The sequence below is a fragment of the Tardiphaga sp. GW821-FHT12E02 genome (genome assembly GCF_058807155.1).
Map to the genome: position 1 here is coordinate 2260821 of NZ_JBXAQK010000001.1, position 15015 is coordinate 2275835.

The window sequence follows — 15015 nt, forward strand, 5'->3', positions numbered from 1 at the left end:
TTACTTCTTGGCCGGGAACAGGCCGGACGGCCGGAAGAACAGCACGGCGGCCATCAGGATATAGATCAGCATCGGCGCCACCGCGCGGCCGGTCTGGCTGGCGGCGGAGGGATCGAGCAGCGCGCGCAGCAACACCGGCGCGAAGAAGCGCCCGAGCGTATCGACGAGGCCGATCAAGAGTGCCGAGATGAAGGCGCCGCGGATCGAGCCGATGCCGCCGATCACAATGACCACGAAAGCGAGGATCAGCACATTGTCGCCCATGCCGGGCTCCACCGACAGGATCGGCGCCACCATGGCGCCGGCAAAGCCGGCCAGCATGGCGCCGACGCCGAACACGATGGTGAACAGCAGGCGGATATTGACGCCAAGCGCAGACACCATCGCCGCATTGCTGGCGCCGGCCCGCACCAGCATGCCGAGCTTGGTCTTGTTGACGACGAGATAGAGCGCGAGGCCGACAAGGAGGCCGACGGCAATGATGACGAGACGCCAGACGGGATACAGCAGCCCGTCGGTGATCTCGACGGCACCCGACAGCGCATCGGGGATCGGGACATTCAGCGGGGCGGCACCCCAGACATATTTGACGGCCTGGTTGAGGAAGATGATGACGCCGAAAGTGGCGAGCACCTGATCGAGATGATCGCGGTCGTAGAGATGCCGGAAGATCAATATCTCCAGCAGCAGCCCGAAGACGAGGGCGGCCGGCAGCGCCAGCGCCACGCCGGTGAAGAAGCTGCCCGTCATGGCGGTGAAGGCGGCGACCAGATAGGCACCGACCATATACTGCACGCCGTGGGCGAGATTGATGAAATCCATCACGCCGAACACCAGCGTCAGGCCGGCAGCGATCAGGAACAGGATCAGCCCGAATTGCAGGCCGTTGAGAACCTGGACGAGGGCGAGGGTGATGGTCATTTCGAGCGATACTTATTGTTCGAGGCAATTGCCAGAATGTGTCGTCCCCGCGCAGGCGGGGACCCATACACGCCGTCGATGTCATTGAAGCGCCGTCGTTGTCGTTCAGCGTTTCAACCATCACATCGGAGGTTATGGATCTCCGCTTTCGCGGGGACGACATGTTGCGCTTACTGCGTCGCGCAATCCTTCGCATAGCGATCGGCGTAGTTCGAGAACACCTTCTCCACGATCTCGGTCTGGAACTTGCCATCGGCCCGCTTGGCGACCTTGGTCAGATAGAAGTCCTGGATCGGGTAGTTGTTGTTGCTGAACTTGAAGCTGCCGCGCACCGAGGTGAAGTCGGCCTTCTTCAGTGCTGCGATCACCTTGGCCTTGTCTGACAGATCGCCCTTCACGGCGGTGACGGCGCTGTTGATCAACAGGCCCGCATCATAGGCCTGGAAGGCATAGGTCGCCGGCACGCTGTTATAGGCCTTCTCATATTCAGCCACGAACTTCTTGTTCGCCGCCGTGTCGAGATTCGGTGCCCAGTTCGAGCCGCCGAGCATGCCGATGGCGGCATCCTGCTGCGCCGGCAGCGTCGCTTCGTCCACGGTGAAGGTGGAGAGGAACGGGATGCGATCGAGCAGGCCGGCCTGCTTGTACTGCTTGACGAGATTCACGCCCATGCCGCCCGGCATGAAGGTGAGCACGGCGTCAGGCTTCATCGACGCGATCTTCGACAGCTCCGCCTGGAAGTCGAGCGTGCCGAGCGGGATGAAGCTCTCCTCGACGATCTCGCCCTTGAAATCCATCTTCACGCCGGCGACGAAGTCCTTGCCGGCCTGGTAGTTCGGCGTCATCAGATAGATTTTCTTGAAGCCGCGCTTCTGCGCGACATTGCCAAGGATCTGGTGGATCTGGTCGTTCTGATACGACGTGACATACAGATACGGGCTGCATTCCTTGCCGGCGAAGCTGGACGGGCCGGCATTCGGCGAGATCAGGAAGGTCTTGTTTTCGATCACCGGCTTCTGGATCGCGCCCAGAATGTTCGAGAAGATCGGGCCGACCACGAAATCGACCTTGTCGCGCTCGAGCAGGCCCTTCACCTTGGTCACGGCCACGTCGGGCTTGAGTTCGTCATCGACGACGATGACTTCGACATCCTTGCCGCCGAACTTGCCGCCGGCATCCTTGACGGCGAGGTTGAGGCCGTCGCGCACCTGCTGGCCGAGCACGGCGCCGGCGCCGGACAGCGACACGATCACGCCGATCTTGATCTTCTCCTGCGCGAGCGCCGGCATGGCGGTGGCGCTCATCAATGCGGCAAGCGCTGCCAGTTTGAGATGCTTCTTCATGGTTGTCCTCCTCCGATCGACCGCGACAGGCAGTCGAAAAAGCCATGGCCCAAAGCACTGGACCCAAAAAATTTGTGTTCTTTTGCCCGCAGCTTAAGCTGAGCGCGGCAGCTGCCGCAAGCAATGTTGCTCAGTCTTTGGGCGCAAGAACGCGATATGAGAGACTATGCAAGCGGCAGGCCAATTTAGTTGAAGCTTAAAGAATTATTTGAAATCAAGCATCGATGCTCCTGCGGCGTTTTGGCTTGCGGTTGTGTGAAAATTGCTTGAAGGTCAAAAGATCGCAGTTGCAGCATAACGTTGTGGATGGCTGGCGGTGTTTGCCGCCGCCGGGATGACCGGACTGGTAAGATTGCATCATGATTCTCGACTCCGAGACCAAGGCTGTCGAACTCCCCGAAGATCACGGCGACGAGCTGCGGCTGTGGCTGCGCCTCCTGACCTGCACCACTCTGATCGAGGGCGAGGTGCGCAGCCGTCTGCGCGAGCGTTTTGATGTCACGCTGCCGCGCTTCGATCTGATGGCGCAGCTCGACAAGGTGCCGGATGGCATGACCCTGTCGGATGTCTCCAAGCGCATGATGGTGTCCAACGGCAATGTGACCGGCCTGGTCGAGCGCCTGGTCGAATCCGGCCATGTGGATCGCCGCACGTCGGAGACCGATCGCCGCGTCCAGGTCATTCGCCTCACAAAGCTTGGCCGGGCCGAATTCCGCCGCATGGCGGAGGAGCACGAGACCTGGATTGCGGAGATCTTTACGGACCTCACGCCGAAGGATGTGCGCGAATTGATGCGCCTGCTGGCGAAGACAAAAGGCTCGGCGCAAAAGGCCGGGCAAAAAGCATCTAAACTTCCGTAACAAGGCGCCATGACTGCGATCGATCTCGAGGCCGAATACAACAACCGCGCCCGCGTGCCGGAAAGCGGCGAGCTGATCGCCGGCTGGGCAAGGGATGCAAAGGCTTGGCGCGAGCAAGGCCATGCGCCCCGCGTCATCTCCTATGGTGCAGGTGCGCGCAATACGATCGACTATTTCGCGGCGGCCAATGACACCAGCCCCGTCGTCGTCTTCATCCATGGCGGCTATTGGCAGGCGCTGGATGCCTCCTTCTTCAGTCATCTGTCGCGCGGCCTGACCAGCCACGGCATCAGCGTCGCGATGCCGAATTATGATCTCTGCCCGCAGGTCTCCGTCGCCGATATCGTCGCGCAGATGCGCGCGGCGGTTCGCGAACTCGCAAAACTCGGCCGCCCGCTGGTGATTGCCGGCCATTCCGCCGGCGGCCATCTCGCCGCCTGCATGCTGGCCACCGACTGGCAGGTTATCGATCCCGCATTGCCGAAAAAGACGGTGATCGCTGCCTACGCCATTTCCGGCCTGTTCGATCTGCCGCCTCTGGTGCCGACCTCGATCAACAAAGCGCTGCAGATGGACGAGGCCAGCGCCCGTGCGGTTAGTCCTTTATTCGGGCCGCTGCCGAGCCATGGCAGCCTCGATGCCGTGGTGGGCGGCGAGGAGAGCAGCGAGTATTTTCGCCAGAGCCGCAGCATCGTGGATGCCTGGGGCCAGGCGATCCCGACGCGCTATGGCACCGTTCCGGGCGCCAATCATTTCACGGCGATTGCGCCGCTGGCCGATCCGGAGTCGGCTATGGTGCTACGGCTGAAGGCGCTTGCAGCCTAGCAGCGCCCTTGTGGAAGCGCGCCCTCACCCGGATCGCAAACGCGATCGACCTCTCCCCGGTGGGGAGAGGTGAAGAGAGAGCTCCGTTACCTTCACCTCTCCCCACCGGGGAGAGGTCGCCGCGTCTTCGCGGCGGGTGAGGGGGCTCTCCGTGACGCTCCGGCTACTCCTTGAGCCGACTGCCCAAACTATCCGCTTCAATCCCCAGCTCCCGCCAAAAATTTCAGCGTGCCCCCAATTTCCGCAGTTGCGCCGATATGTTTTAAGTCTAAAATGATTTCCAACGACGCCGCGATGCGTCCGGACGCAGGAGCATGTCATGGCCGCTGCCGATACACCGACGGGGAAGCGCTACACCGCGCATGTTGACACCTTCGCGTGGGACAACATGCCGCCGGCCGATCAATTGCCGGAATTCACCTTCACGCGTCCCGAGTTTCACTATCCCGAACGCATCAATTGCGTGGTGCCGTTCCTCGATCGCTGGGTCGAAGAGGGCCGTGGCGATGCCATGTGCATGATCGGGCCGAACGAGAGCTACACCTATCGACAGCTCTATGAGCTGGTGAACAAGATCAGCAATGTGCTGGTCGGCAAGCTCGGCCTCGTCCCCGGTGGCCGCGTGCTGCTGCGCTCCGCCAATAGTCCGATGATGGTTGCCGCCTATCTCGCCATCATCAAGGCTGGCGGCGTCTGCGTCGCCACCATGCCGCTGTTGCGTGCGAAAGAGCTGATTTATCCGATCCAGAAGGCGAAGATCGCGATCGCGCTGTGCGACGGCAAACTCTCCGACGAACTGGACAAGGCCGCCGCCAGCGCGCCCGAGCTCAAGCGTGCGGTCTATTGGGGCACCGGCCGCGATGACTCGCTGGAAGCGCTGATCGCGGACGCCAGCCCTGAATTCAAGGCGGTTGATACCGCGTCCGACGACATCTGCCTGATCGCCTTCACCTCTGGCACCACCGGCGATCCCAAAGGCACCATGCATTTCCACCGCGACATGCTCGCTGTGTGTGATGGTTTTGCCCGCAATGTGCTGCGCGCCTCGCCCGATGATCGCTTCATCGGTTCGGCGCCGCTCGCCTTTACATTCGGTTTTGGCGGCGTGCTGTTTCCGTTGCATATCGGCGCGTCCTTTGTCGTGCCGGAAAAGTCCACGCCGGACGATCTCGCCAAGGAGATTGCCAAGCACAAGGTCACCGTCACCTTTACGGCGCCCACCGCCTATCGCGCGATCCTCAGCAAGATAGATGACTACGATCTGTCGAGCCTGCGCAAATGCGTCTCCGCCGGCGAAACGCTGCCGAAGGGCACCTTCGATGCCTGGCACAAAGCGACCGGCATCAAGCTGATGGATGGCATCGGCGGCACCGAAATGCTGCACATCTTCATCTGCGCCATCGAGGAAGAAATCCGCCCAGGCTCCACCGGCAAGCCGGTACCGGGTTATGAAGCCAAGATCGTCGATGACAACGGCAATGATGTCCTGCCCGGCACCATGGGTCGTCTCGCCGTGCGCGGCCCCACGGGCTGCAAATACATGTCCGATCCGCGCCAGACCAAATATGTCCAGAATGGCTGGAACCTGACTGGCGACACCTTCGTCATGGATGAGGACGGTTACTTCTGGTACCAGTCGCGCTCCGACGACATGATCGTGTCGTCCGGCTACAATATTGCCGGTCCTGATGTCGAAGGCGCGTTGCTCACCCATGATGCGGTGGCGGAAGCCGGTGTCGTCGGTTGTCCCGATGCCGATCGCGGCATGATCGTGAAGGCCTATGTGGTGTTGGCACCGGGCCATACGGCGAGTGATGCGCTGGTGGCGGAGTTGCAGAACCACGTCAAACGTGAGATTGCGCCGTATAAATATCCGCGCGCGATCGAATTCGTGCAGCAGCTACCGAAGACCCAGACTGGCAAGCTGCAGCGCTTTGCGCTGCGCAAGCTCGCCGCAGATACGGCATCGGTTGCAGCCTGAACATGACATTTGAATTGAGGAGTATTGCCCGGTGACGTCACCAAAAGGGCCGACATTGACCGTTGTGCCAGGCGCAAAGACCGACAGCGCACCGTCCGGCGTGCGCACTCTGCAGCCGAGCGGCTGGCCGAAGCCGAAAGGCTACGCCAATGGCATGACCGCGGACGGCCGCATCGTCGTCACCGGCGGCGTGATCGGCTGGGATGTCGAGGAGAAGCTGCAGCCGGATTTCATCGGCCAGGTGCGTCAGGCCCTGCAGAACATCAAGGACATCCTCAGCGAAGGCGGCGCCAGGCCCGAGCATCTGGTGCGCCTGACCTGGTATGTGATCGATATCGAAGAATATATGGGCAGCCTGAAAGAACTCGGCCGCGCCTATCGCGATATTTTTGGCGCGCATTATCCGGCGATGGCATTGGTGCAGGTGGTGCGTCTCGTCGAACGCGCGGCACGGGTGGAGATCGAGGCGACGGCGGTGGTGCCGCGCTGACCAAGCGCTGATGTGCGTGGAAGCGACGCGCGGAGAGGAGTGCTCCCTCCCTCAAGCGGCAAGGCCGCGCAGTGGGAGGGCCGGGGTGGGGCGCCCCACGTGACGTCGGAGTTTGTGGAGACACCTCACCCGTCACTCGCCCTACGAAGCTTCGCTTCGTCAGGCTCGTTCCACCCTCCCCACGGCGCCGCTGCGCGGCTTGGGGGAGGAAAAGATCGTCTCACTTCGCGGTCACAAACTCCGTCGGGCTCTTTCCCGTCACCTGCCGGAACGCATGCGAAAACGCCGGAAAGCTCGCATAGCCCAGCTCCGATGCGAGCTGCTTCACCGACATACTTTCATTCACCGACAGCCGCTCGATCGCCGCGGCCATACGCGCGCGCTGGCACCAGCTCTTGAAGCTCAATTGCGTTTCTGTCGAAAATAGCCGCGACAGCGTCCGCGTCGATGTCCCCACCATCTGCGCCAGTGTCTCGATCTCGTAATGACGCGTGGGATCGGCGAGCACGATCTCCGCGGCGCGCCGGCAACGCGGCTCCTGCGGCAGCGGCATGAAAGTGGTGGGATCGCTGGCTTGTTGTAGTTCAAGCAGTGCCAGCCGGATCAGGAGATCGATCCGCACGGGATCACTGCGGCCATCGAACAGCGCCAGGATCGCCTCATGCAGCAGCCGCGAGACACGGACGACGAATTCAGAGGCCAACTCCCGATTGGCATCACGCGCCAGTCGCTCCGGATTGAAATAGAGCGAGCGCATCTCGATATCGGCGAGCACGTCGATGGCATGGGGCAGGCGGGCCGGCACCCAGACCGCGCGATCCGGCGGCACCAGCCAGCGGCCTTTCGGCGTCGTCACCTGCATGGTGCCGGCAGCAGCATAAACCAGCTGGGCTTCGCGATGGGCATGGGTATCCAGGCGTGTGCCCTTGGGATAGCGGGTCGCCAGCATATGGACGCCGTCCGGTGTCGATCGGCGGCGGTCGGATAGAGCCAGGATTGGCGTGTCCACGATAGTCATTGGCGACATCCCGTTGCGCTCAATCCTTATAAACGCATCACAGGTCGCTTTGGAAATCGATTCATGAACTCGCCAGCCCGTGTCATCACCCTCGTCAATGTCGCCCATTTCATCGATCACTACGCGATGCTGATCTTTGCAGCGGCGGTGCTCGTGATGGGGCCGGCCATGGGCAAGACCTATACGGAGCTGCTTCCTTACGCGACGCCGGGCTTTGTCGCCTTCGGCGCGGGATCGCTGTTCACCGGCTGGCTCGGCGATCGCTGGAGCCGCCGCCACATGATGGTGATTTTCTTTTACGGCATCGGCCTGTCGATGATCGCGGTCGGCTTCGTGCAGACTCCGCTGCAGCTCGGCGCGGCGCTGTTCGCCGTTGGCCTGTTTGCCTCGATCTATCATCCGGTCGGCACTGCGATGATCGTGTCCTATGCCGACAAGCTTGGCAGTGCGATGGGCGTCAATGGCGTGTTCGGCAATTTTGGCGTGGCGTCGTCGGCGTTGATCACCGGCGTCGTCGGCCAATATCTCGGATGGCGTTGGGCCTTTATCATTCCTGGCCTCGTCACCATCGCCGCCGGCGTCGTGTTCATGCTGCAGGTCGCGCATGAAGATCGCTCTGGATTCAAGCAGGCCGCTGCCCAGGCGCGCGTGGCAAAGTCCGATATGTGGCGGGTCATTCTCGCGCTGCTGGTGACGGTGATTGCGATCTCCACCGTGTTCAATGCGATCACTGTGGCATTGCCAAAACTGTTTGCCGAGCGGCTGACGGAGCTGACGCAGAGCCCGGCCACGCTTGGTATCATCGCAGCCTGCGTTTATGTGTTCGGTGCGCTGACGCAGTACAATATCGGATGGCTGATCGATCGCTATTCGCTGAAGGCCGTATGTCTGCCGCTCTCGCTGTTGCTGGCGCCGTTTTTGTATTTCGCAGCATCGATGTCGAATGTGTCGCTGATCCTGGTTGCCATCGGCGTCATCATCGGCCTGTTCGGGCAGATCACTGTCAACGAGACGATCGTTGGCAAATACACTGCGGAGGAGTGGCGTTCGCGTGCCTATGCCGTTCGTTACTTTGTCGGCTTCACGGCTGCGGGCGCATCGGTTGGTCTGGTCGCGTGGCTGTATGAGGTTGGCGGATTCATGCTGATGTTGCATTCCTTTGCCGCGCTATCAGTGCTGGTCATTATCGCAGCCCTGATCCTGCCGCCGGAACTACCGGCAGAAACGCAAAGCTGATCTTCAGCGAATTCGCTTGGCGGACGCTGCACTGCGGTATAGATAAACCTAGCCGCCCCCTGTGTGCCGTTTTGGCCGGGGCCGAGTAGCTTATTGCTTTTCGCGCAGCCTTCGTAGCCAGTCGCTTTCCGTGGACCACCTTTGCGTGGACCACAGGGAATGAGTCGCGATTTGAGGTGTTGCATCGCTAAGCAAAGATTCCACATTTCGGAAACATTGCCGCGTTGTCAGGACCTGTTGTGCTGGACTCACTTGCCGATTTTGAAACGCTTGTCGATGAGATCTATGAAGCGAGCGTGATGGCCGATCGTTGGCCGCAGCTTCTCGATCGCCTTGCGGCCATTGCGGACGGCGAGGGCGCGCTGATCTTTGCCGCCGCGCCGGGCCAACCACGTTGGTTGTCGTCGGAGCGCATTCACGACCGCATCGATCGCTGGACCCGCAGCCCCTTCGCGCAGCGGAACCCGCGCAGCGAGCGGCTTGTTCCCAATACCGAAGCGCGCTTTCTCACCGATCTGGATCGCTTCACCGAAGCAGAGCTTGATGCCGAGCCGTTCTATCGCGACGTCTTGCGCTCTGTCGGCTTTGGCTGGTGTGTCGGCACGACGATTCGGTCGCCGGCGGGCGATACGCTCGTGGTCTCCATCGAGAAGGCCTATGCCAAGGGGCCGGTCGAGCGGGCAACCGCAGAGAAGCTGGATATCCTGCGTCCGCATATTGCCCGCGCGGCGGTGCTGTCCGGCCGTCTCGGCTTCGAACGCGCACGGACCGCGGTCAACACGCTTGACCTCATCGGCCTTCCGGCTGCGGCGGTGACGCCATCAGGCAAAGCCGTGGCCGCCAATCCGGGGTTCCTCGCTCTCAGCCCGGCCGTTCATGTCGGTGCGCAAGATCACGTGCAGTTCACATCGACAGCTGCGCAGATCATGTTCAAGGAAGCGCTGACGGTTCCGGCGTCGCTGACCAAAGCGGGCCGCTCGATTCCTGTCGCAGGCAGCGATGCGAATGCGCCGTTCATCGCTCACGTCTTGCCGTTGCGCCTGTCGGGCCTCGATCTGTTTGCTGGCGCCGTGTCCATCGTGTTCCTGACACCGGTCACCGAGCAGCGCAGTCCCGGTCCGGAACTGCTGCAGGCCCTATTCGACCTCACGCCGGCCGAAGCGCGCATCGCCAGTCTGGTGATCGACGGCAAGTCGGTGGACTCGATCTCGAAAATCCAGAGTGTCAGCCTGAACACCGTCCGCACGCAGTTGAAGTCGGTGTTCATGAAGACGGGTGTCGATCGGCAGGTCGATCTCGTGCGCCTGCTCGGGCAGCGTCACGGCCAGCCGAATTCCTGATTCCGCGACGCAACAGAAAAAGGCCGGCGATGAAGCCGGCCTTGATCCTCAGTATCCCCACTCAAAAGGTCTGCGTCGTCAATATATGGTCCGCCGAAGCGGTAAATTGAAACCGTAAAGCTGCTAACACAGCCATGAAACCAGTTTCCCAATACCGACGTAGGCTATCCTGCAGAACGTAGCGTCACCAATATGGGTGAAAGTTGCCGAATTCCTTGACTGAGCGTCTCATTTGATAAAACCGGCGGAACTTTTGGGACGAGGCGTTTACAAAAACTGTCATTCGCCTCGCGGCTGGCGCCAGCCGATGACTTGGGCCTCCACGATGTGACCCGTTCTCGCATTGCGCCATTGTCCGTCAGCATGAACGCAGGCAAAGGGCAGCAGATAGGTGCCGCTTTTGTCTTCGCACAGGACCTGCACGGCCTCGGCAGGCTGCGGTGTGCCCTGAGTGTTGAATTCCGCCAGCCGTTGATCGCGTGTCACCATTGTAAGCTCCGGCCGAAGGAACGGCACGGGGGCGTGAGTCGTTCCCATCAGGTCAATTTGACAGTGGGTCATGAATGCCGTTGCTCTCATGGTCGAAAGATGACGAAAGGACACGACATGCGCCGCTGTACAGTTTTCGCCCTGACTTTTCTTGCTGTCGTCAGCGGCTCCGCAGCAAAAGCGCAGGATGTGCCCGGTATCGAAATCTGCACGGCCGAGAAAACCATGGAGCGGCGTACCGGCTGCCTGCAGAGCAATGTCAATTTCCTGCAGCAGAGCATCGGCAAATTGCGTCTCGAGCAGCAGGCGAAGCTCGATGCGGCCAATCGCCAGGTTGATGCGCTGAAGGCGACGGTGACGAGCCTGCAGAAGACGGTCGAGGATCTGCAGGCGACGCAGAAAGCTGCGTCACCTGCGAAAAGCACACCGGCAGCCGCACCCGCGAAGGATGCCGCACCGGCGGCCAAGGACGGCGTGAAATAGGCGCCGCCGCTTACGATTCCTTCTCGCCGGACATCAGCGGACCGAACAATTCCCAGCTTTCGCCCTTGAAGCGCATCATCTGCAATTGATCGAGTGGGCTGAAGTCGATCGGGCTGGTCTTGATCTTGGTGCCCGGCAGATAGATCCCGATCTCCATGTTGAGATTGGCGGCCTGCCGCATGATGTTCTCGCGGGTGAGATCGTCGCCGCATTGCTTGAGCGCCTGCACGATGCCTTGCGAGACGCCGTAACCGAATACAGTGGCGCCGTCGTCCTTGTCGCCTTCGGGATAATACTTGTCCATGAAGGCGCTCCATTCCTTCATGCCCGCATCATCCTTCCAGGTCGGATCCTTCGGGTCCTTCATATAGGCCGCGCTCAGCACATCCTGCGCATTCACATAACCGGCAGGCTTCATGACGCTGCCTACCGATGCCGAGACATTGGTGACGATGTGGACGGGCTTCCATCCCATCTCTCCGACTTTCTTGATCGCCTGTGCGGCAAATTTTGGTGTGGCGATATTGATGAAGATATCGGGGTTGGCGGCCTTGATCTGCACGATCTGCGAATCCACCGTCGGCGACGCCGTCTCGTAAGGCACTTCGGAGACGATGTAGTCCTTCAGCTTGTCGCCGAAGCCTTCATGCAGGCCGACAATATAGTCCTTGCCGAAATCATCATTGGCATAGAGCACGCCGACTTTTTTGCCGGGATGGTTCTTCATGATGTATTGCGCATAGATGCGGGCTTCGGCCTGGTAGCTGGGCTGCCATCCCATGGTCCACGGAAAGTTCTTGGGATCGGCCCATTTCGCGGCGCCTGTCGAGACGAATAGCTGGGGTACCTTCTTGGTGTTCATGTATTTCTGGATCGCCGTGTTCCCGGGCGTACCCAGCGGGTTCATGATGAACAGTACCTCGTCATTCTCGACAAGTTTGCGCGCTTGCTCGACCGTCTTCGGCGGCGAATAGCCGTCATCGTAGCTGATGAAAATGATCTTGCGGCCGTTGATGCCGCCTTTCTCGTTGATCATCTTGAAATAGGCCGCCTCGGTCTTGCCGATGGTGGCGTAGGACGAGGCCGGGCCGCTATAGGGCATGATATTGCCGATCTTGATCTCGGTATCACTGGCGCCGGTGTCGTATTTCTTTTGTGCGTGGGCGGTGGTGGTCAGAGCCAAGAATCCGAAAGAGGCGAAGCAGGCGAGCGTCATTGCTCGCAGGACTTTCAAGTCATGCATGATGAATTGTCCTCCCTTTGGTTCGATCAACCGCATCGCCTGTCTGCGCAGGCTTCAATGATACGGCTCGAATGTCGGGGAGTATGCACCAAGCCTGATGCTTGGAAAGCGAGATGCTGAGGCAATCGTCGCCGCGGCGCACAAGCGCCGCGGTATTGCAATGCACGGGGCTTAGCGGCCTTTGAAGTCCGCCGGGCGCTTTTCAAGGAACGACGCCATGCCTTCGCGAAAGTCGTCGGTGCGAAACAGCGGCAGCAATTGCAGGAAGACGTGATGGACGTGCTCGCCGAAATTCTCGGACAGGCCGGCGCGCATCATGCGCTTGGCCGCTTGTACGGCGAGCGGCGCATTGGCCGCGATCTCGGCAGCGACAGCGCGACCGCGCGCCTGCAATTCGGCATCGGCCACGACTTCGTTGGTCAGGCCCATCTCGAGGCTCTCGCTTGCCGATAGCGTACGGCCGGTGAAGATGAGTTCGGCCGCCTTGGCCCAGCCGATCATGCGCGGCAGAAACCATGTACCGCCGGATTCCGGCACCACGCCGCGCTTGACGAATGCGGCCGCGAACTTGGCGCTCTCGCCCATGATGCGGATGTCGCAATTGAGCGCGATGTCCATCCCATAGCCGGCAGCTGCACCATTGAGCAGGCAGATGGTCGGCTTCTCCATGTTGAACATGACGATGGGCTGTGCGGATTTCATATCGAGCGTGGTGCGTGAACTGTTGGCATCGTTCGCCGAACCGATGCCTTTGCCCTGGGTGGCACTGACCATGTCGAGCCCGGCGCAGAACATGCGGCCGGCGGCGGTCAGCACCACCACGCGCACGTCCGGATCGGCATCGGCCTTCAGGAAGAGAGCGCTGAGCTGCGCCAGCATCTCGCGTGAAATCGTGTTCATCCGCTCGGGGCGATTGAGCGTGATCGTCGCGATATTGTCGGCGATGGAATAAAGCACTTCATCGGATGTCGTCGGATCGGACATGGCTTCCTCTTGGCGTTTCTTTTTGCGTTCTATTTTGTGATCGCAGCTAAGGCGGAATGGTGCTGGCGTGCAAGTGGCCATGCATTTGCGCGCCTTGGCAGGAGGAGGGTGGTTTGATCTACTTCTCTCATTCACGCACCGGCAGTGATCGGTGATCCAAGAATAAGCCAAAGAAAATCCGAGGGAGAGCTTGTCCATGTCCAGCCCCAACATCCGTGTTCTCGCCACTGATCTCGCATTCCCCGAAGGCCCGGTGGTGATGCCGGATGGCTCGGTCGTGCTGGTCGAAATCCGTGCGCAGCAATTGACGCGGGTCTATCCCGATGGCCGCAAGGAAGTCGTCGCCAAGATTCCGGGCGGTCCCAATGGTGCGGCGCTCGGCCCGGACGGCAAGATGTACATCACGAATAATGGCGGCTTCAGCTGGGTGCCGTCGCGTGGCACCTTGATGCCACACGCACCGGAGCCGCATGAATATATCGGTGGCGCGATCCAGCGCGTCGATCTTGCATCGGGCAAGGTCGAGACGCTGTTCACCAAATGCGGCGAGCATAATCTCAAGGGCCCCAACGATCTCGTCTTCGACAAGCAGGGCGGCCTGTGGTTCAGCGAGCTCGGCAAGCGCCGGGCCCGCGACATGGATGTCGGCGGCGCCTATTACATCAAGCCCGGCATGAGCGAGATCACCGAGCAGGTGATCGGCGTGTTGCCCGCCAATGGCATTGGCCTCTCGCCGGACGAGAAGACCATGTATATCGCCGAGACGCCGACCGGCCGCTTGTGGGCCTATAATGTCGGCGCGCCCGGCGAGGTGGTGGCGGGCGATACGATCTATCGCGGCGAGCGCGGCCGGCCGATCTGTGGTCTCGGCGGCTATCAGATGTTCGACTCGCTGGCGGTGGAAGCCTCCGGCAATGTCTGCGTCGCCACGCTTGTGAGCGGTTGCATTTCGGTGATTGCTCCGGACGGCAAATTGGTCGAACAAGTGGAGACAGGCGATCGCGTGACGACGAATATCGCGTTCGGCGGACCAGAGCTGAAGACGGCCTATATCACGCTGTCGGGCAAAGGAGAGCTGATTGCGGTGGACTGGCCCCGTGGTGGTCTGCCACTGAATTTTCTCAATAAGTAAGGATCATCGATGCCGTGGCTTGAACCTGTCACCCTGAACGGACCTCACGCCCGGCTCGAACCTCTCGCCAAAGCCCATAGCGACGGCCTGATTGCGGCCGCGCAGGACGGCGACCTGTCAAAAATCTGGTACACCGCGATCCCGTCGCCCGAAAAGATGGATGCCGAAATCGATCGGCGTCTGTCGCTGCAGGCCTCGGGCGCGATGCTGCCTTGGACGGTGAAGGATGCGACTGGCAAGATCGCCGGCATGACGACTTACATGAATGTCGATGCCGCCAATCGCCGGGTCGAGATCGGTTCGACCTGGTATGGCAAGTGGGTCCAGCGCACAGCACTCAACACGCAGTGCAAGCTGCTACTGCTGCAGCACGCCTTCGAGAAGCTGGATTGTATTGCGGTGGAATTCCGCACGCATTTCTTCAACCACCAGTCCCGCCGCGCCATCGAGCGTCTCGGTGCCAAGCAGGATGGCATTTTGCGGAATCACCAGATCGCGCCGAACGGCACGCTGCGTGACACCGTGGTCTACAGCATCCTGCCCGGCGAATGGCCGACGGTGAAGGCGCATCTGACGTATCAGCTGGATGAAAAGCCAAGGTAACGGCCATCTCATCCACTCCGTCCTCATCCTGAGGAGCGCGCTTTGCGCGCGTCTCGAAGGATGGCTT

Annotated in this window: 15 protein-coding genes; 9 read left to right on the forward strand and 6 right to left on the reverse strand. The window is 60.8% G+C overall.

Features of this window, described 5'->3' with window-relative positions; translation table 11 throughout:
* The gene (locus AC1RQ5_RS10675) at positions 1 to 921 is read right to left on the reverse strand and encodes a branched-chain amino acid ABC transporter permease (protein ID WP_398482038.1); all 921 of its coding nucleotides are present in this window, start codon (positions 919 to 921) and stop codon (positions 1 to 3) included.
* Positions 922 to 1091: 170 nt separating this feature from the next.
* Complete coding sequence (locus AC1RQ5_RS10680; RefSeq protein WP_493198830.1) at positions 1092 to 2264, reverse strand: ABC transporter substrate-binding protein; 1173 nt, start codon at positions 2262 to 2264, stop codon at positions 1092 to 1094.
* A gap of 359 nt (positions 2265 to 2623) precedes the next feature.
* Between AC1RQ5_RS10680 and AC1RQ5_RS10685 the strand changes: the two genes are divergently transcribed.
* From AC1RQ5_RS10685 to AC1RQ5_RS10700, 4 genes are all read left to right on the forward strand, one after another.
* On the forward strand, positions 2624 to 3124 hold the full coding sequence (locus tag AC1RQ5_RS10685) for a MarR family winged helix-turn-helix transcriptional regulator (RefSeq protein WP_398482034.1): 501 nt from the start codon (positions 2624 to 2626) through the stop codon (positions 3122 to 3124).
* A 9-nt stretch (positions 3125 to 3133) separates the two neighbouring features.
* Positions 3134 to 3949 carry an alpha/beta hydrolase gene (locus tag AC1RQ5_RS10690; protein ID WP_493198831.1) on the forward strand — a complete coding sequence of 272 codons (816 nt, stop codon included), beginning with the start codon at positions 3134 to 3136 and terminating at the stop codon, positions 3947 to 3949.
* Between the two features lie 319 nt (positions 3950 to 4268).
* Positions 4269 to 5930, forward strand: a complete 1662-nt coding sequence (locus AC1RQ5_RS10695; protein WP_493198832.1) for a benzoate-CoA ligase family protein — start codon at positions 4269 to 4271, stop codon at positions 5928 to 5930.
* Positions 5931 to 5961: 31 nt separating this feature from the next.
* The gene (locus tag AC1RQ5_RS10700) at positions 5962 to 6420 is read left to right on the forward strand and encodes a RidA family protein (protein ID WP_398482028.1); all 459 of its coding nucleotides are present in this window, start codon (positions 5962 to 5964) and stop codon (positions 6418 to 6420) included.
* Positions 6421 to 6640: 220 nt separating this feature from the next.
* Here AC1RQ5_RS10700 and AC1RQ5_RS10705 read toward each other — a convergent pair whose 3' ends face one another.
* Entirely contained in the window at positions 6641 to 7438 is a 798-nt protein-coding gene (locus AC1RQ5_RS10705; RefSeq protein ID WP_493198834.1) for an AraC family transcriptional regulator, read from the reverse strand.
* A gap of 63 nt (positions 7439 to 7501) precedes the next feature.
* Between AC1RQ5_RS10705 and AC1RQ5_RS10710 the strand changes: the two genes are divergently transcribed.
* Both AC1RQ5_RS10710 and AC1RQ5_RS10715 read left to right on the forward strand, forming a co-directional pair.
* Positions 7502 to 8674, forward strand: coding sequence for an MFS transporter (locus AC1RQ5_RS10710; RefSeq protein ID WP_493198836.1), 1173 nt, complete (start codon positions 7502 to 7504; stop codon positions 8672 to 8674).
* A gap of 239 nt (positions 8675 to 8913) precedes the next feature.
* On the forward strand, positions 8914 to 10014 hold the full coding sequence (locus tag AC1RQ5_RS10715) for a helix-turn-helix transcriptional regulator (protein WP_493198837.1): 1101 nt from the start codon (positions 8914 to 8916) through the stop codon (positions 10012 to 10014).
* Positions 10015 to 10293: 279 nt separating this feature from the next.
* Here the strand turns inward: AC1RQ5_RS10715 and AC1RQ5_RS10720 are convergent, their stop codons facing one another.
* Positions 10294 to 10503: a hypothetical protein gene (locus AC1RQ5_RS10720; protein ID WP_398482020.1), complete on the reverse strand. Its 210-nt coding sequence runs from the start codon at positions 10501 to 10503 to the stop codon at positions 10294 to 10296.
* A gap of 117 nt (positions 10504 to 10620) precedes the next feature.
* Between AC1RQ5_RS10720 and AC1RQ5_RS10725 the strand changes: the two genes are divergently transcribed.
* On the forward strand, positions 10621 to 10986 hold the full coding sequence (locus AC1RQ5_RS10725; protein WP_493198838.1) for a hypothetical protein: 366 nt from the start codon (positions 10621 to 10623) through the stop codon (positions 10984 to 10986).
* 10 nt (positions 10987 to 10996) lie between these two features.
* Here the strand turns inward: AC1RQ5_RS10725 and AC1RQ5_RS10730 are convergent, their stop codons facing one another.
* A complete protein-coding gene (locus tag AC1RQ5_RS10730; protein ID WP_493203382.1) occupies positions 10997 to 12202 on the reverse strand; it encodes an ABC transporter substrate-binding protein in 1206 nt (401 codons plus the stop codon).
* Positions 12203 to 12400: 198 nt separating this feature from the next.
* The gene (locus AC1RQ5_RS10735) at positions 12401 to 13213 is read right to left on the reverse strand and encodes an enoyl-CoA hydratase/isomerase family protein (protein ID WP_493198840.1); all 813 of its coding nucleotides are present in this window, start codon (positions 13211 to 13213) and stop codon (positions 12401 to 12403) included.
* Between the two features lie 196 nt (positions 13214 to 13409).
* Between AC1RQ5_RS10735 and AC1RQ5_RS10740 the strand changes: the two genes are divergently transcribed.
* Positions 13410 to 14345, forward strand: coding sequence for an SMP-30/gluconolactonase/LRE family protein (locus AC1RQ5_RS10740; protein WP_493198841.1), 936 nt, complete (start codon positions 13410 to 13412; stop codon positions 14343 to 14345).
* Between the two features lie 9 nt (positions 14346 to 14354).
* Positions 14355 to 14948, forward strand: a complete 594-nt coding sequence (locus tag AC1RQ5_RS10745; RefSeq protein ID WP_493198842.1) for a GNAT family N-acetyltransferase — start codon at positions 14355 to 14357, stop codon at positions 14946 to 14948.
* The last annotated feature ends 67 nt before the right edge of the window (positions 14949 to 15015 follow it).